Below are 23273 nucleotides of genomic sequence, written 5' to 3'. Positions count from 1 at the left end.
CCCGCATCGCATCCTGCGATGCGACTTAAGAGCGAGCTTCGCTCGTCTCGCCCCCCGCAAGCGGGAGAGGGAGCCCATCTGCTGCGCGGCCGCAGTTTAGCCCAGTCCAATCATGCTCTAAGCAATCACGCTCAAGCAGAACCCGGAGAAAACCGATGGCCATAGGATTTGCAATTCACAAGGCGAAGCGGAAAGTGTCGCCCGACCTCGTCGCGCGCTACCGCACGCTGCCGGTCGCCAATATCAGCGACGTGATGTCGCGGATCGCGGGCACCAACCGGCTACGGCCGATGCACAGGGGCGGCTGGCTCGGCGGCCCGGCGCTGACCGTGAAGACCAGGCCCGGCGACAACCTGATGGTGCACAAGGCGATCGACCTGGCCCAGCCGGGCGACGTGATCGTCGTCGATGCCGGCGGCGTGCTGGTCAACGCCATCATCGGCGAGATCATGTCGACGCTGGCCGAAAAGAACGGCGTGTCGGGCTTCGTGATCGACGGCTCGATCCGCGACGCCGGCGCGATCCGCGCCGGGGCCTTCCCGGTGCTCGCCGCCGGCGTCGCCCATCGCGGGCCCTACAAGGACGGCCCGGGCGAGATCAATTGCACCATCTCGATCGACGGCATGATCGTCGAGCCCGGCGACCTCATCGTGGCCGACGACGACGGCGTGCTCTGCGTGCCCCATGACGACGCCGAGGCCATCTGCAAGCTGACCGAAGCCAAGAAGGCAACCGAGGAGAAGGCGATCGAGCAGATCCTCGCCGGCACCAGCGACCGTCGCTGGGTGGATGAGGCGCTGCAGCGGCTCGGCTGCGAGTTCAAGGACTAGATGCGCCGGTCCGGAGTGGCGGGGATGCCTGCCTTTTAGGCAGGAACCGGCAAAGGCCGGCCGGAATTGCCCGGTCGGCCGCCGTTAGAGCCCGACGCCGCCCCGCGATCGCGCTTGCGGCCCGGCATCGGGAATTTTTCCCGATCATGGATGGAAAAGAATCCCGTCCCGCCGGGACACATCTTGTTTGCCAAAGCCCAACCGCTCCCGCAGTCTTCAAGCCATGGTTCGTCGGGGAAGAAGCCGAACCGCGACGACGGGGTGGGCGCTATGGCTGGTACGTTGTTGCGTACAGCAACACGATTTTTGTCTGGTTCGGTCACTACACGCGGCGCTGCGGCCGTGCTCACCGCCATCGGAGCCGCAGCGCCGCTGACGATGGTGCGAGCCCAGACCCCCGCCCCGACCGAACTGCCGCCGGTCACCGTGATTGCCCCCTCGCCGCTTTCGGGCACACGCAGCGCCAAGCCTGCCGCCCGGCCGGTGGTGCGGTCGCGAACCGCCCGAACCCGGGCGGCGCCGGTGCAAACTGCGGCGGCGCCGGAGGCCGGCGCCGGGGCCCCCGCCCCCTCCGAGCGCGATTCGAGCCTGCTCGACCGTGACAGGATACCGTCCAACACCGAGGTGCTGACCTCGGCGGATTTCAGCCGCAACTATTCGACGAACTTCCTCGACTCGGTGAATCGCAAGCTGCCGGGTGTCACACTGACGGACCAGACCGGCAATCCATTCCAGCGCACGCTCGACTACCGCGGCTTCGTCGCCTCGCCGGTTCAGGGAACGCCGCAGGGCATCGCGGTCTATCAGAACGGCGTGCGCATCAACGAATCCTGGGGCGATGTGGTCAATTGGGATTTCATCCCGGAAAAGGCCATCGACCGGGTTTCGCTGGTTCCCAACAACCCGATATTCGGCCTCAACGCGATCGGCGGCGCGCTCAGCATCCAGATGAAGAACGGCTTCACCTATCAGGGGGTCGAGGCTGAAGTCCTGGGCGGCTCCTACGGGCGCGTGCAGGGCAGCGTGCAGGCCGGCGGCCAGAAGGACAACGTCTCCGCCTATGCGGCGTTCGAGTCCGCCTATGATCGCGGCTGGCGCGACTATGCGAATTCCTCGCACGTCAACCGCATGTATGTCGACATCGGCGCGCGCAACGACCAGACCGAATTCCACGTCAATTTCACCGGCGCCAACAATCTGCTCGGCAACGTCGCGGCAACGCCGGTCGAGATGCTCAATCAGCGCTGGTCGAGCGTCTACACCTGGCCGCAATCGACGCTGCTGCAGCTCGCCTTCGTCAACGCCACGCTGAGCCACAATTTCTCGGACACATGGTCGTTTCAGGGCAACGCCTATTTCCGCGGATTCCGGCAATCCCACACCGACGGCAACGGCACTGACGTTGCGCCATGCGACGATCCCAGGACCTTGTGCATCGGCAACGGCCTGCCGGTGTTCGGTCCAGCCGACGGCCCGGCCACTCCGAACACGCTCGGCAATGCTTTCCTCGGCGAAATCGATCGCAACCGCGCCGCCACCAACAGCTATGGCGGTACGGCCCAGTTGACCAACTCGGACAGACTGTTCGGGCACGACAACCACGTCGTGATGGGTGTCAGCGTCGATCACGGCAACACGAAATTCACCGCAAGCAGCGAGCTCGGCACGATCGATCCCAACAATCTGTTCGTCACTGGCACCGGTGTCTTCATCAACCAGCCTGACGCAGGTCTCAGCCCGGTCGATCTGCACGCCACCAACACCTACACCGGCATCTACCTCACCGACACATTCGACGTGACCAACAAGTTCTCGGTGACGGCGGGCGGGCGCTTCAATTACGCCCAGATCGATTTGCACGACCAGACCGGCACCAACGACCTGCTCAACAGCAGCAACCGCTTCCAGCGCTTCAACCCGGTGATCGGCGGCACCTACAAGATCACCCCGAACCTCACCGCCTATGCCGGCTATTCGGAAGCCAACCGCACGCCGACGCCGCTGGAGCTCGGCTGCTCCGATCCCAACCATCCCTGCATGATCGACACCTTCCTGGTCGCCGATCCGCCGCTCAAGCAGGTGGTGTCGCACACCGTCGAGGCGGGGCTCCGCGGCAGCTGGGGCCGCGATGCCAAGACGGGCGTGCTGAGCTGGGGGTTGGGCGCGTTCCGCACCCTGTCCGACGACGACATCATCCAGGTGGCAAGCCCGCTCGGCGTCAACAATTTCGGATACTTCCAGAACGCCGGGCAGACCTTGCGCCAGGGTATCGAGGCCAAACTCGACTACCGCTTCGATCGCTGGAACGCCTATGCCAACTACACCTATGTCAACGCGACCTATCAAAGCGCGATCACGCTGTCCTCGCCGAACAATCCGAACGCGCTGATCAGCGAGGGCGGCGTGCAATTTGTCAACGTCACTCCGGGCGACCGCATCCCTGGCATTCCCGCGCACCGCTTCAAGGCCGGCGTCGACTACAACGTCACGGATGCCTGGAAGGTCGGCGCCGACCTCAACGTCGTGGGCAGCCAGTGGCTGATCCATGACTATACCAACCAGAGCCCGAAGGTGCCGGCCTACTCGGTCATCAATCTGCACACGTCATACCAGGTCACGAAGAACATCGAGGTGTTCGGCCTGATCAACAATGTGTTCAACCAGCACTACTATCTGAGCGGCGCGTTCTATCAGACCGGCGGTTTTGTCAGCGCCGGCGGCGCGCCCAACCTGATGGCGCAGCTCAGCGATCCCCGCGCCTTCGTGCCCGGCATGCCGCTCGCCGCCTATACCGGCATCAGGGCGAAGTTTTAGAGGACATCTCTGAGAGGCAGCGGACTCGGCGCACCTCTCCCGCTGCGGGCAGGGTTATCGCATATTGCAATCGGGCATGACGACGCGGAATCGTCGGTTACAGAAGCATGCAAATGCCATATGCCCCCGGGGCCATATTTCGGAATATTGGAAAAATACCCGTGAGTTGCCCGACGCGTCAAGTCGCCTGATCGAATGCCGACCACCGCCGGCTACTTTGCATGGGGTTGTTTTCGATATTTTGGCAGCGCCCCCAAGCGAGAGAGGGCGCGAAGTTGCCTTGGGGCTGCAGATCAACGTCAATTCATCGGCGCCCTACGCCACCGTCCCGCCATCGACCGGCATCGCGATGCCGGTGACGAACGAGGCCTTGTCCGACAGCAGGAACACCGCGACCTCCGCAATCTCCTCGGGGCGCGCGGCGCGGCCCATCGGATTGCGGGTGACCGCGGCCTTGATCAGTTCTTCCGGATCGGCCTCGTTGTGGCCCGGCTGGTCGGGCCGGTTGACGAACACCCGCAGCATCGGCGTGTCGATCGCACCGGGACAGATCGCATTGACGCGCACACCATCCTTGGCATGGCGCTTGGCAAGCGCCCGCGCCAGACCGATGACGCCGGCCTTCGCTGCCGAATAGGTCGGGCTCCACGGCGAGCCGACCAGGCCCGAGGTCGATGCGGTGAACAGGATGCTGCCCTTGCGCCGCGGCGTCATCTGCCCGAGCGCGGCGTTGGTGGTGATCAGCTGCGAGCGCAGATTGAGATCGACGCTGAGGTCCCAGCCTTCGAGATCGTCGATCACGGACGGGCCGGGAATGCCGAGATGATTCCAGACGCAGTCGAGCGCGCCGAATTCCTTCACGGTTGCCGTGACGATGTCGCGCGAGAACTTGTCGTCGCGGAGGTCGCCGGCCAGTGCCAGCGCGCGCCCGCCGCCCTTCCTGATCTCCTCGACCACCGCCTTCGCGCCGGCCTCGTTCTGGTCGACGACGGCAACCGCCGCACCTTCGCGCGCGAGGATGAGCGCGCCGGCGCGGCCGGCGCCCGATGCTGCGGCGGTGACGAGTGCGATCTTGCCCTGCATGTCCATGTTTCGATCCTGACTGTGCCCGCGATCTCGGGCCTTCTTGGTTCCAGCTGAAGCTCTGGTTGAATCAGGACCGCAGCGCTGCGGTCTTGCGCTGACGCGCTATGTTCCTATCGCCTAGCGGCCGCCGAACAGGACCGGAGACTGGCCGGGCAGCAGCTGCGAATGAATGTCGCTGTCCATGCGCTCCGCGCCTTGCTGGGTGAAGCTGGCCCCAAGCGACAGCGTGACATTCGAGGTCGGGCGGAACTCGACGCCTGCTCGCGCCGCATAACCCGCGTTGACGCCGGGATTGCCGCTAAACGGAGCCAGCGGCCCGCCGGCGCCGGGCGGATTGTATTTCAAGCTGTCGAAACCGGCGAAGAAGGTCACGGGCGTGTCACCGACGCCCTTGAAATTGTAGCCGACCTGCGCGCCCTGATATTCGAGCGATCCGAACGCCGCCGATTGACCGAGCGCACTCCAGCCGGCGCGGCCGCCTTCGCCGCCGACGAACCAGCCGTCCGGCCGGCCGTTCAGATACGCGGCACCGCCTTGTGCGCCGGAGGCGTCAAAACCCGGAAAATTTCCGTAGGTGTCGGCTTTCTGGCCATCGGCCAGGCTGCCGCCGAAGCCGAACAGCGACCCCGGCGTCCAGTAGCGCACGGGGCCGGCCTGGGCATGGGCCTGTTGGGCGCTCAGGCACAGCACTGCTGCGATGATTGCGAGACCGGTTTTGCTTGCGAAGATCAACATTCGGGAGACCGTCACCTGTACCTGCAAACTATACGCTCCGGAGGCCGACAACGCCAGCGCGGCGCTTCGGCGCGACCGCTGCGCCTCTTGCCAATCGCGCGTATCGAGCGCGGCGTCGTCAGGATCGGCGACGAGGTCGAGATCGTCGGCCTCGGCGACACCCGCAAGTCGGTCGTGACCAGCATCGAGAGCTACCGGAAGATCCTCGATCACGGGCAGGCCGGCGACAATGTCGGCTGCCTGCTGCGCGGGATCGACAAGACGACCGTGCAGCGGGGTCAGGTGCTGTCGCACCCGGGTGGTGTGTCACCGCACCGGACCTTCCGTGCGGAAGTGTACGTGCTGACCAAGGACGAAGGCGGACGGCATACGCCGTTCTTCGCCAACTATCGTCCGCAGTTCTACTTCCGGACTGCCGATGTCACCGGCACCGTCCAGCTCGGCAATGGCGCCGAGATGGTAATGCCGGGCGACAGCGCCGAGTTCACGATCGAACTCAACAAGCCGATCGCGCTCGAGGAGTGGTCGCGCTTTGCGATCCGTGAAGGCAACCGCACCGTCGGTGCGGGCGTCGTGACCGAGATCGTGGAGTGACGGATGGGGGCCTGGCGCAAGCCGGGTCCCCATTTTTCCGATATCGCGATGTTGCAAAAGCGTCCGATCGCCTGGAAATTGATCATCTCGCTCAGCAATGCGGATTGACAGCCCAGTGCGTTTTCGAAACTGTGCGACACCGCGTCGCAGGTGCCATCCATAGGTCCTGTGACCTCTCGACGCGGAAATGGCGTCGTCATGAAGTGGTTTCGTTCGAACATCAGGCACGGGGCTCGGCTGGCGCTTTTGGCGCTGTCGATCCAGTTCGTGCTGTCGTTCGGCCATTTTCATGCCGTTGCGCCGGCGCAGGCGACGACGAATGCATCGTTGGCCTCGCACAACGAGCCTCGTTCGAATCCGGATTCCGATCAGGCCGCTGACCTGTGCGCCATCTGTGCCGTCGTGGCGATGGTCAACTCGGCGACACCGACGCCGGCGTTGCCTCCACTGCAGCTGCCGGATGCCGCAGCTTTGCTCGCCTGGCACGTCGACGATTACGCGGCTCCGGTCGACATCGGCCGGCTTCACTACCAGCCGCGTGCGCCTCCGATCTCCTGACATCCCATCACGACTGAACTTCGAACGCGGCCACAGTTCGGCTGCCGTTTGATCAATGGGAATCTGGCCGTCGCGTTCGTGACGGCAGGCTCGACCGCGTCCTGCTCAAACGGATCCGGATCGCGGCCTCATGAGATCGGGAACCAACATGTCAGGACATATCCGACGACACGCCGCCGCCGGCGCGGCTTCGCTTTTGGTCTGCGGGATCAACGGCGCCGCATTCGCACAGACGACGGCGCCGCCAACAGAACTTCCTGACATCACCGTAACGGCGCCGCAGCACCACACCGCGCCGTCCGGGCCGAAAAAGCCGAAGACCCGTGTTGCGACCGCAAGCGGCCGCCGCGCGCGAAGAGCCGGTGCGGTGTCGGCTACGCCGGAATCCGCCGAGCAAGCCCAAGCGCGTGCGGTGGCAGGCCAGAATGCGCGGCTCGACCAGGCCCGCGCCGCCCTGCTCGCGCCGACCGGCGCCAACACCTACCAGATGAGCCAGCAGTTCCTTCAGTCGTTGCCACAGGGCACCAACACCACCCTCGACAAGGCACTGCTGCAGGTGCCTGGGGTTTCGCAGGACTCAGCCGCGAGCGGCGAACTGCATGTCCGCAACGAGCACGCCAACCTGCAATACCGTATCAACGGGATCATGCTGCCGGACGGCGTCGGCGCCTTCGGCCAGATCATCGACACCGGGATCGTCGGCAGCATGGCGCTGATCACCGGCGCGCTGCCCGCGCAATACGGCCTGCGCACCGCCGGTGTGCTCGACATCCAGACCAAGACCGATGCCTTCAACAATTCCGGCAGCGTCAGCGTCTATGGCGGCAGCCATGGCAACTTCACCACCAGCGTCGACTATGGCGGCACCGTCGGACAAACCCAGTATTACGTCTCCGGCCGCTATTTCGGCAGCGACGTCGGCATCGAGAACCCGACACCGGCCTACAACGCCATCCACGACCGGACCGATCAGGAGAAGGGCTTTGCCTACGTCTCGACGGCCATCGACCCGACCAGCCGGCTGACCTATATCGGCGGCGTCTCCAACGGCGCTTATCAGATCCCCAACAATCCAGGGCAAACCCCGGCCTTCACCGCCTACGGCGTCTCGAACTTCGATTCCGCGCTGCTCAACGAGCGGCAACGGGAATTCAACCAGTTCAACGTCGTGGCCTATCAGAAATCGGGCGATGGCTTCGACTACCAGGTCGCTTATTTCAATCGCTACAGCCAGCTGCACTTCATGCCCGACCCGGTCGGCGATCTCGTCTTCAACGGCGTCGCATCCGACGTCTATCGCCAGAGCTTCGTCAACGGCATCCAGGAAGACACCTCCTACCGGCTGGGCTTCGCGCACACGCTGAAGTTCGGCTTCTCCGCCAGCGCCGAGCGCTCGCTGGTCAACAACGGCTCGACCGTGCTGCCGCTGGATGCTTCCGGCAACCCGATCGACGCGCCGCTCTCGGTGTTCGATTCCAGCGCCAAGACCGGATACATGTTCTCCACCTACATCGCCGACGAGTGGAAGATCACCAACCAGCTGACGCTCAACGCCGGACTGCGCTTCGACCAGATGTGGCAATATGTCGATGCCAACCAGCTGAGCCCGCGGATCAGCCTGACCTGGAAACCCATGGACGGCACGACCTTCCATGCCGGCTATGCGCGCAACTTCACGCCGCCCGAGCAGGTGCTGGCGGCACCGACCAACCTCTCGCTGGTGCAGAACACCACGGCACAGCCGGGGACCACCGCCAACGATCCCGTGCTGCCGGAGCGCTCACACGTGTTCGACATCGGCGTCACGCAGAAGGTCTATGCGATCCCCGGCCTCGAAGTCGGCATGGACGCCTATTACAAGATCGCGACCGATCTGCTCGACGACGGCCAGTTCGGCCAGGCCTACGTGCTGACCGCCTTCAACTATGCGAAAGGCACCAATGAGGGCGTGGAGCTGAAGGCGACCTACGACTACGACAATCTGCACCTCTACGGCAATGTCGCCATCGCCAAGCAGGTTGCCACCACCGTCGTGTCGAACCAGTATCTGTTCAGTCCGGACGACCTTGCCTTTATCGCCAACAACTACATCAACACCGACCACGCCCAGACGCTGACCGCATCCGTGGGCGGCTGGTATCGATGGCACGACACCAAGTTCAGCGCGTCGATGATCTACGGCTCGGGCTTGCGCAGCGGCTTCGCCAACACCGGCACGGTGCCATCATACTCGCAGGTCAATCTCGGCGTCTCGCACGACTTCAACATCGTCGCGCCGAACAAGCCGACCACGCTGCGCCTCGACGTCGTCAACCTGTTCGACACCGTCTACCAGATCCGCGACGGCTCCGGCATCGGCGTGTTCGCGCCGCAATACGGCCCGCGCCGCGGCGTCTATGCCGGCATCACGCAGAAGTTCTGACGAGGCCAAGGTGCACTGCTCACAATTCGCCGACCAGCTGGACCAGCTGGTCGCGCATCCAGACGTGAGCCGGATCGTGATCGTAGGACGCATGCCACAGCAGTGACACGGAGACGTCTTTCACCTTCACCGGGGGCGGACTGAGGCTGAGCCCGAGATCGGCGGCGAAGCGCCGCGCCAGCCGCGCCCCCATGGTGACGATCACGGGTGCTTGCGCCACCAGATGCGGCACGGTGAGGAAGCGCGGCGTGGTCAGCGCAATGGTCCGATGCAGGCCGAGCTCATCGAGCGCGTCATCGACGAAGCCGCGCACGCTGCGGTCCGGCTTCAGGCTGGTCAGCACGTGAGGAAGCCGGACGTAGACCTCGAGCGAGATCGGCGGCGTGACGCCGGTCTTCTCGGCATTGAACATGCAGAGAAAGCTCTCGGTGAACAGCACGCGCTGCTTGTGATGCAACTGTCCCTGCTGGATCGGCCCATAGGCGAGCGCGAGGTCCAGCGCATCGGCGTCGAGGTCATCGAGCAGCCGGGACATGTCGACATTGTAAAGCCGCAGGTGAATGCCTGGCGCGATCTCGCGCATGCGGGCCAGCAGGCGGGGCACGATCAGGATTTCCATGCTGTCCGACAGGCTGAGCCTGAACGTCCGCACCGCCGTGGCCGGATCGAAGGTCTTCTCGCGCAGCAGCACCGCCTCGACCTGCGCGAGCGCGCTTCGCACCGGCTCGAGCAAGGTCACCGCGCGCGGGGTGAGGCGCATGCCGTCGGCCGCCCGCGTCAGCAACTCGTCATCGAGTAGTTCGCGCAGGCGGGCGAGATTGTGGCTCATCGCGGATTGGCCGATCCCGACGCGCGCCGCCGCCCTTGTCACGCTGCGTTCGGTGAGCAGCGCATCGAGATGAACGAGCAGGTTCAGGTCGACACGACCTAAATCGACGACATCGATGGCCATTATCGATCCCATCTGTTTGATCGATGATCATAGCCTGACCATCTCCTCTGGCAAGGGAGCAGCGGGCATCCACCCGCCGCCCAGGTTCTGACCACCCGAGCCAAAGGAGGATCCCATGTCGATCCGCAACACAATTCTCGCCGCCGCCTTCACCCTGGCCTCGCTTGGAATTTCGCTTGGAACCGCGCAGGCGCGCGCGCTCAAGCCGATCGAGGCCCAAAGCATCCATCTCGGCGACCTCTCCGGCGTCGCCTACTACACCGTCGAGCCCGATGGATATCGCGTCGTGACCACGCTCGCGCAGGGCGCGGCCGGGACGCCGGTCCGCTTCGTGTCGGTGTTGGCGCCCGGTCAGCACGCGTTGCTCGCGACACCCAGCCAGGCCGGCGCAGTGGAGATCAGCCGGAACGGCGACAGTCTGATCGTCCGCAAGGCGGGCGCACTCTCCAACTGATCCTGACGCCGTCAGTACCCTTCCATCACCCGTGCAGGAGCCGAAGATGTCCACGATCCACCTTCACCGGACGACCAGGTTGACGCCCGAGCAGTACATCAGCGGTCTCACCGACTTCGGGCCGGGCCGCTCCAAGCTGTTCGGCAACAGCGCCGACGCCTATCTCAAGGTGCACCATCGCGGCCCCACACATGCTGACGTGACGGAAGGCTCGAACGGCATCTGGGAACGCCTGCACTACGACTGGTCCGACCCCGAGCATGTCGTCCTGACGACGACCGACTCCAACGTGTGGGGCGGCGCATCGGGCCACATCTACACCTTCACGCACCGGCCCGATGGCACGACCGACATTGACGTGGTCGTGGTGCGCGACGGCAAGAATCTCAAGGGATGGCTCCTGGGCTTCGTGCTGCGCACCATCGGCCGCAGCGTCCTGGAAACAGCCTTCGAAAACTCCGTCAAAGCCATCGAGCAGCGGTACGCAGATGCGCTTCAGCGGGGCCGGATCGCGGCCTAGGTGCGGAGCAATGAAAGTATTGCTCCGAGATCAATGTTTCTATTGTACCGATCAATGTCTCGGACCATATCTAAGCTTTCGAACGCATTGCACCGGGCCAAGCGCCAAGGCCGAGTACCAAGCCGAGCCCTGTGCAGGCTGAATGGAGGCAACTGAAATGGAGTTCAATTATCTCGACACGTTCCTGGCATTCCTCGGAATGACCTTCGGACTGGTGTCGGTGGCGCCCGGCCTGTTCTTCCAGCCCAAGGCCGAGCCGGCGCGTGCGACGAGGACGGCCGCGACCCGCGCCACCAGCAGCAAGCGGTGACGCGCCGCGGCTTCTGCGCGGGCATCTGACGCGCACGCGAACTAGCCTGCGACGAACAACTTCTCTTTCAAAAGGTCCGCCAGCCAGTTCGCGAACACCTGCAGCCGCCGCGACAGATGCTGGCGGTGCGGATAGAGCAAGGTCATCGGCATCGGCGCCGCGCGATGCTGCGGCATCAGCTCGACGAGCTCGCCGGCATCGAGATGCCGCTTCACGTCGTAGGCCGGAATCTGGATCAGGCCGAGACCGGCGAGGCAGCAGGCAATATAGGCTTCCGCACTATTGACGGTGACACGGCCGCGCATCGCGATGCTGCGCGATGTGCCGTGCTCGTGCCATTCCCACTCCTCGATGCGGCCGGTGGACGGCGAGGCATAATTCACCGCCCAATGCGCAGCGAGATCGTCCGGCGTCTGCGGCGTGCCGTGGCGCGCGAGATAGCCGGAGCTTGCGACATTGATCAGCACGAGATTGCCGAGCGGCCGCGCGATCAGAGCGGAATCGCCGAGCGGGCCGACGCGCACGACGCAATCGGTAGAGTCCTCGATCAAATTGACGGCGCGATCGGTGACACCGAGATCGATCTCGATCTGCGGATAGCGATCGAGGAAGGCCGGCAGCGCCGGCGCAACGATCAGGCGGCCGATCCGCCCGGGCACGTCGACCCTGAGCCGGCCCGACGGCTCGGCCGCGGCATGGCGAAACAGGCTCTCGGCCTCCTCGACATCGGCGACGACGCGCAAGGCTCTCTCATAGAACGCCGCGCCATCATGCGTGGGCGACACTTTTCGTGTTGTGCGATGCAGCAGCCGCGCGCCGATGCGCTGCTCCAGCTCGGCGACTGCCGACGAGACCGACGAGCGCGGCAGCCCAAGCGTGTCGGCCGCCCGCGTAAAACTCGCACACTCGACGACGCGGGCGAAGATGCGGAAGAGATCGACGCGGTCCAAGATTGGGCCTCAATTGTTCGCCATTTCCGACAAGTGAGGTCAGAATGCACAGCTTTATCCGCTAATTCTAGACGATATCGTTCCCTGCAGAAAGCGGCCGCAGAGCGCGGCCGCTTGATCCGGAGAGGCGAACGCCATGACCGACCACAGCATCAAGGACAAGACCGTCATCATCGCCGGCGGCGCGAAAAATCTCGGCGGCCTGATCGCGCGCGATCTCGCGGCCCATGGCGCGAAGGCAATCGCGATCCACTACAACAGCGCCGCTACCAAGACCGACGCCGACGCAACGGTGGCTGCGATCAAGGCCGCCGGTGCCAACGCGGTCGCCTTCCAGGCCAACCTGACGACATCGGGCGCGATGGAGAAGCTGTTCACCGATGCGGTCGCCGCGATCGGCCGTCCCGACATCGCGATCAACACGGTCGGCAAGGTGCTGAAGAAACCGATGGTCGAGATCTCGGAGGCCGAATACGACGCCATGAGCGCCGTCAATTCCAAGTCCGCATTCTTCTTCCTCAAGGAGGCCGGTCGCCACGTGAACGACAGCGGCAAGATCTGCACGCTGGTGACGTCGCTGCTCGGCGCCTACACGCCGTTCTACGCCGCCTATGCCGGTACCAAGGCGCCGGTCGAGCATTTCACCCGCGCGGCCTCGAAGGAATTCGGCGCACGCGGCATCTCGGTTACTGCGATCGGCCCGGGCCCGATGGACACGCCGTTCTTCTATCCGGCCGAAGGCGCCGACGCGGTCGCCTATCACAAATCGGCAGCGGCGCTGTCCGGTTTCTCCAAGACCGGCCTCACCGACATCAAGGATATCGTGCCCTGGATTCGTCTGCTGGTGTCGGAGGGCTGGTGGATGACCGGCCAGACCATCCTCGTCAATGGCGGCTACACCACCAAGTGAGGCAGCCGCTCTCTGCAGCGGTCCCTCACGCATGCGCTTGTCAGCGGCGCCCTCGCAGAAGGGGCGCCGCAATGCCTTTGCAGCGGGCACAATGTTGCTTGCTTGCAGCCGGATCAGGCCAGGAGCGGAATTTGACCGCTCGTTTGCCCGGCGATATCTTTCAGCCGCTGGTCCCTTCGCAGTGACAATCTATTCGAGGCGCTCATGGAATGGTCGACCAGGCCGGCCCGTCCGGATCAGCCCTTCGGCAGTTGGGCGGACGATCTCGCGGCTGCCTTCGTCCGCCTGGAGCCGCGCAGGATTGCCGAGGCCCCGTTTGCAGGCGCGATCTCCAAGGTCGACGCCGCGCCGCTCCAGATATCGCTAGTCAAGGCGAGCGGCCACACCGTGCACCGGCTCGCCTCGCACATCGCGTCGAGCACCGACGACCTCTGCTTCGTCAACCTCCAGCTCGAAGGCCTGGGACGTACCTCGCAACGCGGCCATGAGCAGATCAGCGCGCCTGGCGACCTCGCCGTTGCGGATACGACACAGCCGTTCGAGATCGCTCACCGCCACAACTTCAAGCTATTCTGCTTTGCCGTGCCGCGACGGCTGCTGCCGGACGCGCTGTTCGATCATCCGCGGCTCGGCCTGTCTGCGACCGAAGCCGGCCGCGCGCTGTCCCGGACGCTGACGAGCTACGCCGAGCTCTGCCTGACCGGCCGCCAATCCGCAACAACCTCGGCAATGCTCGGCGCCCATATCGCCGAGCTGATCGCGCACGCCCCCGACTTCCTCGCCGACATATCGGTCGAGCGCGTTCATACACCGGTGCTGCTGTCTGTCATGCTTGACCATATCGCCCGCCACTGCGACGACCCCGAGCTCGGCGCTCCGGCGCTGGCGAAAAAATTCCGCTGCTCGGAGCGTTACGTGCACCGATTGTTTGCCGCCACCGGCCGCTCCGTCGGCGAACACGTCAACGAGCAGCGGATTGCGGCGTGCGTGCGCGAGCTGCTCGATCGCAACTCGTCCCACAAGACCATTGCCGAGATCGCCTTCGACGGAGGCTTCCGCGACATCTCGCATTTCAACCGCCTGTTCAAGCGCTGCAACGGCCTCGCGCCGCGCGAATTCCGCCGCACCGCCGCGCACTGATCGCTACGCTCAAGGCTTCGGCTGCATGCCCTGCAGGAAGCGAAGCGGATTGAGCGGGCCAAGCGGGATCAGCTCGAAGCTCATCATGTGTGTCTTGCCCAGCGGTAGCTTTTCGAGCATCTCGTGGGCGACGGCCGGATCGGTGACGTTCATGATGAACGCCACGCCCCGCTTGCCCTGTAGCGAGTACCACTGCTCGATCTTGCCATCGAGATAGAGGTCGACGGTTTCCCGGACTTCGTCCGGCAGGACGGCAAACACCTGCGACTGTTCGACACCGGGATTGATGGTCCCGATGGCGAGGATTTTAGTCGTCGGCGTCGTTCTCATGGCGGCTCCTGTGCGTTTGCGGGTTGAAGCCGACAGGGCAGCCAATCAGTCTCAGTGCGGCAACAGATACAAATCTCACGCAATCTCCCCTCTGTGGAATGCGGCACGAACCTCATCGACGGCGAGCCCCGGGTTCTGCAGATGAGGGAAATGTCCGATGCCAGGCAGAACGGTCAGCTCCACGTGCAGCCTTTCGGCGAATTCTGCGCCCATCTCCTTGTTGATGTAGAGATCCTTCTCGCCCCAAACCACCTTCACCGGTGTTTCGAGCCGGGTCAGCCTCGATTCGAAGTAATCCTGGTCGCGTGTGAAGTGTGCGTAGTAGTGAGAGAACGCGTCGGCCGCTGTCATCGCTCCTTGCGTCCATCCCTGGGCCATGTCGTCCTTGAATTCAGGCGCGATCCCGAAATGCGCCTCCTTGGGCAGGCCCCGCGTGAAGGTGTTGGCCAGAATCTCGTCGCGATTGCTGTTCAAGCTGGCGCGGACCTGGTCCATCGTAGGTCCCGCCTTCAGGCTTTGCAGGCTCGGATACATGACCTCGGGCCGGTTGAACGGGGCGAAATCGCCGACGACGATCGTCCGTGCGACATCGGGTTTTTCCACCGCCAGCAGCAGCGCCGGAAGCGCGCCGATATCGGTCGCGTAGATCGTGAGCTTCGAGGTGTCGATGCCCGACTTGGCGATATATCGATCCAGCACCCGCGCATAGTCTCTGGGCGCGTAGGAGAACCTGTCGGTCGCGGGCCGCGATGAGAGGCCGTACCCGGGCCAGTCGAAGGCGTGGACCTCGTAGTCATCTGTCAGAGCGCTCGCAATGTCCTTCCAGGCATACAGGGTCTCCGGAAAGCCATGCAGGAAAAGAACGGTCCCCTTCGCCTTCGCGTTGCGCAGCACCATTCGCCTGAGCGTGATATCCTCGTCGATCTCAAGGAAGCCGATCGCGTCGTCGTTCACTGGCTTGAACATGATGCAAATCCTCGCTGCTCACGCCAAATGGATATGGCCTTCCGAAATTGATTGGTATCTGGCAAAATCGAGATACACTCTTCCAGAAAATGGAAGCAACGAATGGATCGCCTCGAAGGAATGTCGGTCGTACTGGCAGTGGCCGAGGCCGGAAGCCTGACCGCCGCGGCCCGCCGCCAGAACATGCCGCTGGCGACCGTAAGCCGCAAGGTGTCGGAGCTGGAGGCGCATTTGCGCACCAAGCTGTTCAACCGATCGACCCGCGCCTTCGTCCCGACCGATGCGGGGGTTTCCTACATCGCCGCAGCGAAGCGAATCCTCGCCGATGTCGCGGAGGCCGAGCGTGCCGTTTCCGGCGAGTACACGACGCCGCGCGGAGAGCTGAGTGTGTCGACGCTCGTCGCACTCGGGCGCTTGTGTCTGCAGCCGATCCTGTCGGACTTCCTGAAAGCGTTCCCCGAAGTGGACGTCCATCTCAATCTGCAAGATCGGACCGTCAATCTCCTGGAGGAGCATGTCGACGTCGTGCTTCGCGTCGGCGATCTGCCCGACAGCAGCCTGGTCGCAGTCCGCATCGGGGAGATCCACCGCGTGGTGTGCGCCAGCGCGGCATATCTGGAAGCGCGCGGAACGCCCAAATCGCCTGACGACCTCGTGACGCACGACTGCATCAGCTATCCGCCGATGCAGTCGCCATCCGCTTGGAGGTTCAGGCGAGACCAGACCGACTATCTGGTTCCCGTTCGGTCGCGCTTCGTGGCGAGCAATCTTGAATCGGCCTGCGATGCAGCGCGCGCCGGCCTCGGAATCACCGAGGCGTTCTCCTATCTCCTCGCTGACTCGATCAGTTCGAGGCAGCTCGTTCCGCTTCTGCAGGATTCTCAGCCGGCGCCGCAACCCGTCAACATCGTGTACTCGCCAAATCGCTTGATGCCGGCCAAGTTGCGCGCGTTTCTCGACTTCGCGGTGCCGCGTCTCAGGGAGCGCCTCGCCGAGCCCAAAGATGCGGCCCGAGGAAACAGCGCGCGCAAGCGCTCTGCTCGCCGATAACATCCCGCCGAAACGCTCCCCGCGACCGCATCCGGAATTTTGATGCCAATCTCGCGATGAAGAGAGTTCGCAGCTTCAACGCCTAAAGCAACAAGGCTATTTCCGCGAAGACCACTCGCGGCCGCCGTCCGAGCCGTTCAGCATCGTGCTGTTGAAACGGACGAGCGCGGCGGTTGCGATGGCCTCCTTTATTTGATCATCGGTCGCACCAGCGGCTTTTGCCGCTTTGGTGTGACCGTTGACGCAATACTCACACGGAATCTGTGCTGCCACAGCGAGGCCAATGAGGTGCTTGGTTTTCGCGTCCAAGGCACCAGTTGGATTCATCACGGCCTGCTGTTCGTCCCAGTGCGCCTTGAATGCCTGATCAGGAAGTGTCTGCTTCATCCATTCGGGCGCTTCCTGAGCACTGGCACCCGGTGCCGACGCCAAAGCCAACAGCAGGGCTAAACCTGCGCTCGCAAATAGAGCTCTCATGGCCAATCTCCCTAAAAATAAAGATGCGTCAGACCAGAAAAAGCGAGGCCTGCTGAAAAGCTGCCGATGCCTGCCGACGGCATGCGCGCTACCGGTTTGTCCAAACGGAGCTTCGGCACTCCCGTCTCGGTAGCTCGCAACAAAATTACGCGACATCTTTGACTATGAAAAGACGTCTGTTCCGACAGGCACCAGCCGACCCGTGTTGCCGCGCAGCAGCTCTGCCAAGAACGTTACCGTTATCGGACCCGCTTCAAAAGCTGCACCGCACGTTTCCAAATCACTCCAGTTCACTCCGTGCCAAGAAATCTGGCGCTGGTGTCCAAGATTTCCCGACCACGCCGGGATAGCCATTGCCCAAACGGCCGACACAGAGGGCATTGGCATGGCGATCGATTTCACACTCACGACGCAGCAGCGCGAGCTGCAGCTCACCTCCCGCAAGTTCGCCAGGGAGGTGCTGGCCGAGGCCAGGACGGCGGAATTGCTGGCAACGCCCGAGCAGCGCTTTCTCGCGACCAAACCGACCTACGAGGCGATGGTCGCGGCCGGCTATCTGCGCAAGTGCATTCCGGCGCCGGCCGGCGGCGACAATGCCGGCATGATCGACAGGGCGATCCTGGCCGAGGAGTTCTACGGCGTGAACCCGAGCGTGACGCTCACCATGCTCGGCAGCGTGCTCGGCCTGCTGCCGCTGCTGCTCGGCGGCACGCCGGAGCAGTGCCGGCGACTGCTCGCGCCGTTCCTGAAGACCAGCGGTGCGCCGCTCGCCGCCTTCTGCTCCAGCGAGCCCGGCGGCAGCGCCAACGCCGCCTCGCCGCCTCCCGGCGAGGGCGTCCGCACCACGGCGAGGCGCGAGGGCGACAATTGGGTGATCAACGGCCGCAAGAAATGGGTGTCCTCGGCCACCGGCTGGAATCGCGAGGGTGCCGACCTCCTGACCGTCGTGTGCCGGACCGATGCGGCGGCAGCGGCAGACTCCGCGATCTCGATCATTGCCGTGGAAGGACCGGTGACCGGCCTGGTGTTCGAACGCGCGATCGACAGTCTCGGTCATCGGGCGCATCTCGTCCCGCAGTTTGGCCTCAAGAATGTCGCGGCCCCGCACCACAATCTGCTCGGACAGCAGGGCGCGGGCCTCGCGCTGACGGCGGCGGCGTTCACCGGCACCGCGGCGCTGGTCGGCATCTTCGGCGTCGCGCTGATGCGGGCGGCCTTTTCGTTTGCGCTTGATTTTGCCCGCAGCGAGAAGCGCGGCGGCGTTCACCCGATCATCGAGCATCAGGCGGTCGGATATGCGCTCGCCGATGCCAAGACCACGATCGAAGCCGCGCGTTATCTCAGCTGGCGCGCCTGCCATGCACTGGACACCCAGTCGCCGGCAGCCGAGGAGCTTTCGGTGCAGGCCAAGATCTTCGGCTCCGAGGCCGCGGTACGCGTCATCACCGACCTGATGCGGGTGGTGGGCATCGACAGCTATGACCACGAAGCGCCATTCAGTCGCCTGCTCCAGGACGCGCTCGCACTGCCGATCTTCGACGGCGGCAATCTCGGCATCCGGCGGCGGCAACTGCACACCATGCTCAAGAGCAGCGACTACGATCCGCTGATGGCAAGCGGAGCGGCGTAAGCCAGACGCCATGTCTTGAAAGGACGCAATCATGAGCGCAGAGCGGAAAGTGGCCGTCGTCACCGGAGCATCGCAGGGCATCGGCGCCGGCATCGTTCAGGCATTCAGGTATCGAAACTTCCGCGTCGTGGCGACCTCGCGATCGATCACGCCGGGTACCGATGGCGATCTTGTCAGGGTGCAAGGTGACGTCGGCGCGCGCCAGACGGCGGAGAGCGTGTTCAAGGCGGCGCTGGATCATTTCGGCCGCGTCGACACGCTGGTCAACAACGCCGGGATCTTCGTGGCCAAGCCCTTCACCGCCTACTCGCAGGACGACTACGCGAGCTACATCTCGACCAACGTGACCGGCTTCTTCCACATGACCCAACGTGCGCTGGAGCTGATGAGCAAGCAGGGCCACGGTCACATCGTCACGATCACGACAAGTCTGGTCGACCAGCCGATGAGCAGCGTCCCGGCCGCCCTCGCCTCGCTCACCAAGGGAGGCTTGAACGCCGCAACCCGCGCGCTTGCCATCGAATATGCAAGGAGCGGAATTCGCGTCAACGCGGTATCGCCCGGCATCATCAAGACCCCGATGCACCCGGCGGAGGCGCACCCGGCGCTCGCATTGCTTCACCCGGTCGGCAGGATGGGAGATATCTCCGACATCGTCGACGCGGTGCTTTATCTCGACGGCGCAGGCTTCGTGACCGGAGAGGTGCTCCACGTCGACGGCGGACAGGCCGCCGGCCACCACATGCCGTAGCACCGAACAACATTCAGGGTTCGGCAACTAGCCCGCATGAGCCAACGGGTCGCGCGAACGGCGTGCATGACTCGCAACCGCTCAACACACTCGGTGTCGTCCCGGGCAAGCGCAGCGCGACCCGGGACCCATAACCACGAATGCGAGTTGATTTGCGAAGCTGGAGCCACAGCGCGTTTCAACAATAATGCCCTGTGGTTATGGGTCCCTGCTTTCGCAGGGACGACATCGAGTATGCATCACCTCGCTCTCCGCGCCGGCAGCATCTCCGCGACATTGCGCCGCGAAACTCGTTGCGGCGCAACAATCAAAATGAGACTGCCCGTTAAGCTAACCCGTCCCGACGACATCCGCACCGCACCTGCCTTCGGCTAGCTTTGCCGCCAACAACAGGACGCCCATCGGCCTTCGCACGCCAGGTGGACGCCGGCGACAACACAGAGGGAGGAAAGCGATGTTGAAGGGCAGTTTGGGACTGATTGCGTTAAGCAGCCTGTTGCTTTCGGGCACGGCGTTCGCCCAGGAGAAGATCAAGGTCGGCGTCACCGCAACGCTCGAGGGCACCTACACGGTGCTCGGCGAGGACGGCATGCGCGGCCACCAGACCGCGCTCAACGTGCTCGGCAAGAAGATCGGCGACAAGGAGCTCGAATTCGTCGTCGCCTCGACCGATGCGACGCCCGATTCCGCGGTGCGCGCGGTGCGCAAGCTGATCGAGCAGGACAAGGTGCAGATCCTGCTGTCGCCGCTGTCCGGCGACGAAGGCATCGCGGTGAAGAACTTTGCAAAAACCCATCCGGAGCTGACCTTCGTCAACGCCGCCTCCGGCGCGCAGGAGACGACCTATGTCGATCCGGCGCCGAATTTCTTCCGCTACAACATGGACGGCGCGCAGTGGCAGGTCGGCCTCGGCAAATACGCCTATGAGACCAAGGGTTATCGCAAGATCGCGACCGTCGGCGAGGATTACTCCTTCATCTACACCCAGGTGTTCGGACTGGTGCTGGAATTCTGCGGCGCCGGCGGCCAGGTCACCAACCGGCAATGGGTGCCGCTCGGCACCAAGGACTTCGCCTCGGTCATCGCAGCGCTTCCCGACGATGTCGATGCGATCTATCTCGGCCTCGGCGGCGCCGACGCGGTCAACTTCCTGAACCAGTATCAGCAGGCCGGCGGCAAGGCGCATCTGATGGGCGGCTCGATCATGATCGACCAGACCATCCTGTCCTCGAAGGGCAGCGCTAAGAACGCGCTGGTCGGCACCATCGCCGCAAGCGGCCAGGCCGATACCTGGGAGGATCCTGGCTGGCAGAAATTCGTGAAGGCGTATCAGGACTCCTTCCCGGAGAGCAAACGCTTTCCGAGCCCGTCGCTGCTCGCCACCAACTACTATGGCTCGACCATGGCGTTGATCCTGGCGTTGCGGCAGGTCAATGGCGATCTCTCCAACAACCAGGCCAAGCTGAAGGACGCACTGGCCAAGATCGAGATCGACGCCCCGAACGGCAAGATCAAACTCGATTCCAACCGCCAGGCGATCGGCACCAATTTCGTCACCGAGGTGGTCGATGACGGCAAGGGCGCGCTGTTCTCCAAGGTCGTGAAGGTGATCCCGAACGTCAACCAGACGCTGGGTTACGATCCGGCCGTGTTCGCCAAGATCGGCCTGCCGAGCCGCACGGTTCCGGAGTGCAAGAAGTACTGACGTATTTGTTGCAGGTGCGAGCAAGCCAGCCGTGACGAAGGCGCGCGGTTGCATCAACAGCCCTGCTCGCCCTTGCTTTCCGCGGGCGGATGATGAACGCTTGTCGAAAAGACAAGAACATCCCGCGGGAGGGGAGGCATGAGCAGGGCGCTTGCCGTCTTCCACGGCCGGTTCGGTCGCGCGACGGTCTATCAGTTGAACCGCCCCTTCAACGTGCATGCGCACCGCGAAGGGCACCTGATCTTTCATGTCGGCGGCACCCCGGCGCAGATCGACGTCTCCGAGCAGCGCTGGCTCCTCAAGGACGACACCGTGGTCGCGGTCAACCCGTGGGAACCGCACAATTTTCTGCCGACCGACATGGACCATGGCGCGATCTTCTTCGTGCTCTATGTCAATGCCGAATGGTTCGCGCCGCAGGGGGCGAGCGCGCAGGGCCTGCGGTTCGGCCGCACCTTCTTTCCGCGCACCGAGGCGCTCGACCGGCTGATCCGCCGCACCGCAGCACTGGTGTGCGGCGCGCCGTCGCTGCGCAGCCTCGATAGCGAGCTCAGGCAATTGATCGACTCCTGCTACGAGGAGAGCTGGCAGACGGCGCAGGATGCGCGCGCGGCCGCGGCGGTGACCGATTTCCGGGTCCGCAAATCGATCAAGTTGATGTCGGAAAGTCCCGGCGCCGAGATCGAGCTCGATGCGATCGCGCGCGAGGCGGGCCTGTCGCGGCCGCACTTCTACCGGCTGTTCCGCACCCAGACCGGCGTCACCCCTCACCTCTACATGAACACGCTGATCATGGAGCAGGCGCTGGACGCGCTGGTCGCGACCGAAGCGCCGATCGCCGATATCGGCTTCGACCTCGGTTTCTCCTCGCAGAGCGGCTTCACCCGCTTCTTCGCCGCCAATGTCGGCATGGCCCCGACCGACTATCGCCGCGCCGCCAAGGTGTTGCGGCCGTAAGGGAGTTCCAGAGCGAACGATAAAAGATACTGTCGATCAAATCCGACGCTTTCGACCTCGGTAGGATGCTGGGACACGCGGCCCGGCAGACGGCCGCGACGTCAGAGGGTACGCGACGGAGATGGCCAGGTTCATCGAACGCCATCCGGCCTGGGCGCTGATCGTGATCATCGCGGTCGCAGTGCTGCTGTGGCTGGTGTTCGCGATCTGGCCGCCGGGGCTGGAAGCCGCGATCGGCCGCAAGCGCGTGTTCCTCAACGCCGTGCTGAACGGCATCACGCTCGGCGGGCTGTATTTCCTGGTGGCCAGCGGCTTCACGCTGATCTTCGGGCTGATGCGCAACGTCAACCTCGCACACGGCTCGCTCTATCTGTTCGGCGGCTATATCGGCTATGCGGTCAGCACCTGGACCGGGTCGTGGATCCTCTCCTTCATCGTCGCCTTCATCGCGGTGGCGCTGGTCGGCGTGATCCTGCAATTGGCCGTGTTCCGCCGCATGGAGGGACAGGACCTCAGGCAGACCATGGTCACAATCGGGCTGTCGATCGTGTTCGCCGATCTGATGCTGTGGGTGTTCGGCGGCGATTTCTACCAGGTGCAGACCCCGGCCTGGCTGATCGGCCCGGTGCAGCTGCCGCTGCTGACGGCGATCAAATCATCCGGCGAGCCGGTCTATCTGCAATATCCGCTGGTGCGGCTCGTGATCTTCTTAGCCTCCGTCGTGATCGGGATCGCGATGTGGCTGGCCCTGAATCGGACGCGAATCGGCATGATCGTGCGCGCCGGGGTCGACGACCGCGACATCCTGGCCGCGACCGGGGTGCGGATCCAGTTCGTGTTCGTACTGGTGTTCGCGCTCGGCGCCGGCCTCGCCGGCATTGCCGGCGTCGTCGGCGGCACCTTCCAGTCGCTGTCGCCGGGCGAGGACACGCGCTTCCTGCTCGCCTCGCTCGTCGTCGTGATCGTCGGCGGCATGGGCTCGATCCCGGGAGCAGCACTGGGCGCCGTCATCATCGGCCTCGCCGAGCAGCTCGGCTCGGTCTACATCCCGACCTACGCCATCGTCGTTACCTTCCTGATCATGGTGCTGGTGCTGGCCGTCCGGCCGCAGGGCCTGCTCGCGAGGCGATGA

General features: G+C 64.1%; 22 protein-coding genes and 1 pseudogene. 16 read left to right on the top strand and 7 right to left on the bottom strand.

Annotated features, from left to right (window positions below):
• Positions 1-155: 155 nt before the first annotated feature.
• The gene (locus tag FNJ47_RS06245) at positions 156-830 is read left to right on the top strand and encodes an RraA family protein (protein WP_163151700.1); all 675 of its coding nucleotides are present in this window, start codon (positions 156-158) and stop codon (positions 828-830) included.
• Positions 831-1172: 342 nt separating this feature from the next.
• Positions 1173-3644 carry a TonB-dependent receptor gene (locus FNJ47_RS06240; RefSeq protein WP_347341618.1) on the top strand — a complete coding sequence of 824 codons (2472 nt, stop codon included), beginning with the start codon at positions 1173-1175 and terminating at the stop codon, positions 3642-3644.
• 315 nt (positions 3645-3959) lie between these two features.
• On the opposite strand, the gene FNJ47_RS06235 is transcribed toward FNJ47_RS06240, so the two are convergent.
• Positions 3960-4733, bottom strand: a complete 774-nt coding sequence (locus tag FNJ47_RS06235; RefSeq protein ID WP_163151698.1) for an SDR family NAD(P)-dependent oxidoreductase — start codon at positions 4731-4733, stop codon at positions 3960-3962.
• A gap of 114 nt (positions 4734-4847) precedes the next feature.
• Positions 4848-5465 carry a hypothetical protein gene (locus FNJ47_RS06230; protein WP_163151696.1) on the bottom strand — a complete coding sequence of 206 codons (618 nt, stop codon included), beginning with the start codon at positions 5463-5465 and terminating at the stop codon, positions 4848-4850.
• Between the two features lie 99 nt (positions 5466-5564).
• On the opposite strand from FNJ47_RS06230, the pseudogene FNJ47_RS06225 reads away from it, so the two are divergent.
• The 3 genes and pseudogenes from FNJ47_RS06225 to FNJ47_RS06215 all read left to right on the top strand — a co-directional run.
• Positions 5565-6059: pseudogene (locus tag FNJ47_RS06225) on the top strand (EF-Tu C-terminal domain-related protein); the annotation flags it as partial.
• A gap of 198 nt (positions 6060-6257) precedes the next feature.
• Positions 6258-6617, top strand: coding sequence for a hypothetical protein (locus FNJ47_RS06220; protein ID WP_163151693.1), 360 nt, complete (start codon positions 6258-6260; stop codon positions 6615-6617).
• A gap of 148 nt (positions 6618-6765) precedes the next feature.
• Positions 6766-9039, top strand: coding sequence for a TonB-dependent receptor (locus FNJ47_RS06215; RefSeq protein ID WP_163151691.1), 2274 nt, complete (start codon positions 6766-6768; stop codon positions 9037-9039).
• Between the two features lie 19 nt (positions 9040-9058).
• Here the strand turns inward: FNJ47_RS06215 and FNJ47_RS06210 are convergent, their stop codons facing one another.
• Positions 9059-9991, bottom strand: a complete 933-nt coding sequence (locus tag FNJ47_RS06210) for a LysR family transcriptional regulator (RefSeq protein WP_163151689.1) — start codon at positions 9989-9991, stop codon at positions 9059-9061.
• A 115-nt stretch (positions 9992-10106) separates the two neighbouring features.
• Between FNJ47_RS06210 and FNJ47_RS06205 the strand changes: the two genes are divergently transcribed.
• From FNJ47_RS06205 to FNJ47_RS06195, 3 genes are all read left to right on the top strand, one after another.
• Positions 10107-10445 (top strand): hypothetical protein, encoded by a 339-nt coding sequence (locus FNJ47_RS06205; RefSeq protein ID WP_163151687.1) that lies wholly within the window; start codon positions 10107-10109, stop codon positions 10443-10445.
• A 46-nt stretch (positions 10446-10491) separates the two neighbouring features.
• Entirely contained in the window at positions 10492-10965 is a 474-nt protein-coding gene (locus tag FNJ47_RS06200; protein WP_163151685.1) for a hypothetical protein, read from the top strand.
• Between the two features lie 142 nt (positions 10966-11107).
• Positions 11108-11275: a hypothetical protein gene (locus FNJ47_RS06195; protein WP_163151683.1), complete on the top strand. Its 168-nt coding sequence runs from the start codon at positions 11108-11110 to the stop codon at positions 11273-11275.
• A 41-nt stretch (positions 11276-11316) separates the two neighbouring features.
• Here FNJ47_RS06195 and FNJ47_RS06190 read toward each other — a convergent pair whose 3' ends face one another.
• A complete protein-coding gene (locus FNJ47_RS06190; protein WP_163151681.1) occupies positions 11317-12225 on the bottom strand; it encodes a LysR family transcriptional regulator in 909 nt (302 codons plus the stop codon).
• A 136-nt stretch (positions 12226-12361) separates the two neighbouring features.
• Here FNJ47_RS06190 and FNJ47_RS06185 point away from each other — a divergent pair, with 136 nt between their 5' ends.
• Positions 12362-13135 (top strand): SDR family oxidoreductase, encoded by a 774-nt coding sequence (locus tag FNJ47_RS06185; RefSeq protein ID WP_163151679.1) that lies wholly within the window; start codon positions 12362-12364, stop codon positions 13133-13135.
• A 204-nt stretch (positions 13136-13339) separates the two neighbouring features.
• Entirely contained in the window at positions 13340-14275 is a 936-nt protein-coding gene (locus tag FNJ47_RS06180) for a helix-turn-helix domain-containing protein (RefSeq protein ID WP_163151677.1), read from the top strand.
• 9 nt (positions 14276-14284) lie between these two features.
• Here the strand turns inward: FNJ47_RS06180 and FNJ47_RS06175 are convergent, their stop codons facing one another.
• Positions 14285-14605 carry a muconolactone Delta-isomerase family protein gene (locus FNJ47_RS06175; protein ID WP_163151675.1) on the bottom strand — a complete coding sequence of 107 codons (321 nt, stop codon included), beginning with the start codon at positions 14603-14605 and terminating at the stop codon, positions 14285-14287.
• A 75-nt stretch (positions 14606-14680) separates the two neighbouring features.
• Positions 14681-15571 carry an alpha/beta fold hydrolase gene (locus FNJ47_RS06170; RefSeq protein ID WP_163151673.1) on the bottom strand — a complete coding sequence of 297 codons (891 nt, stop codon included), beginning with the start codon at positions 15569-15571 and terminating at the stop codon, positions 14681-14683.
• A gap of 102 nt (positions 15572-15673) precedes the next feature.
• On the opposite strand from FNJ47_RS06170, the gene FNJ47_RS06165 reads away from it, so the two are divergent.
• Positions 15674-16621, top strand: coding sequence for a LysR family transcriptional regulator (locus tag FNJ47_RS06165; RefSeq protein WP_163151671.1), 948 nt, complete (start codon positions 15674-15676; stop codon positions 16619-16621).
• A gap of 96 nt (positions 16622-16717) precedes the next feature.
• On the opposite strand, the gene FNJ47_RS06160 is transcribed toward FNJ47_RS06165, so the two are convergent.
• Positions 16718-17098 carry a carboxymuconolactone decarboxylase family protein gene (locus tag FNJ47_RS06160; protein WP_163151669.1) on the bottom strand — a complete coding sequence of 127 codons (381 nt, stop codon included), beginning with the start codon at positions 17096-17098 and terminating at the stop codon, positions 16718-16720.
• Between the two features lie 385 nt (positions 17099-17483).
• Here FNJ47_RS06160 and FNJ47_RS06155 point away from each other — a divergent pair, with 385 nt between their 5' ends.
• The 5 genes from FNJ47_RS06155 to FNJ47_RS06135 all read left to right on the top strand — a co-directional run bounded on the left by FNJ47_RS06155 (position 17484) and on the right by FNJ47_RS06135 (position 23273).
• Positions 17484-18728 (top strand): acyl-CoA dehydrogenase family protein, encoded by a 1245-nt coding sequence (locus FNJ47_RS06155; RefSeq protein ID WP_163151667.1) that lies wholly within the window; start codon positions 17484-17486, stop codon positions 18726-18728.
• 31 nt (positions 18729-18759) lie between these two features.
• Positions 18760-19479 carry an SDR family NAD(P)-dependent oxidoreductase gene (locus tag FNJ47_RS06150; RefSeq protein WP_163151666.1) on the top strand — a complete coding sequence of 240 codons (720 nt, stop codon included), beginning with the start codon at positions 18760-18762 and terminating at the stop codon, positions 19477-19479.
• Between the two features lie 454 nt (positions 19480-19933).
• Complete coding sequence (locus FNJ47_RS06145) at positions 19934-21184, top strand: ABC transporter substrate-binding protein (protein WP_163151664.1); 1251 nt, start codon at positions 19934-19936, stop codon at positions 21182-21184.
• 138 nt (positions 21185-21322) lie between these two features.
• Entirely contained in the window at positions 21323-22141 is an 819-nt protein-coding gene (locus FNJ47_RS06140) for a helix-turn-helix transcriptional regulator (protein WP_163151662.1), read from the top strand.
• Between the two features lie 121 nt (positions 22142-22262).
• Entirely contained in the window at positions 22263-23273 is a 1011-nt protein-coding gene (locus tag FNJ47_RS06135; protein ID WP_163151660.1) for a branched-chain amino acid ABC transporter permease, read from the top strand.

The organism is Bradyrhizobium uaiense (genome assembly GCF_010811875.1).
Taxonomy (GTDB): Bacteria; Pseudomonadota; Alphaproteobacteria; order Rhizobiales; family Xanthobacteraceae; genus Bradyrhizobium; species Bradyrhizobium uaiense.
This window is presented reverse-complemented; position numbering and strand designations above follow the sequence as displayed.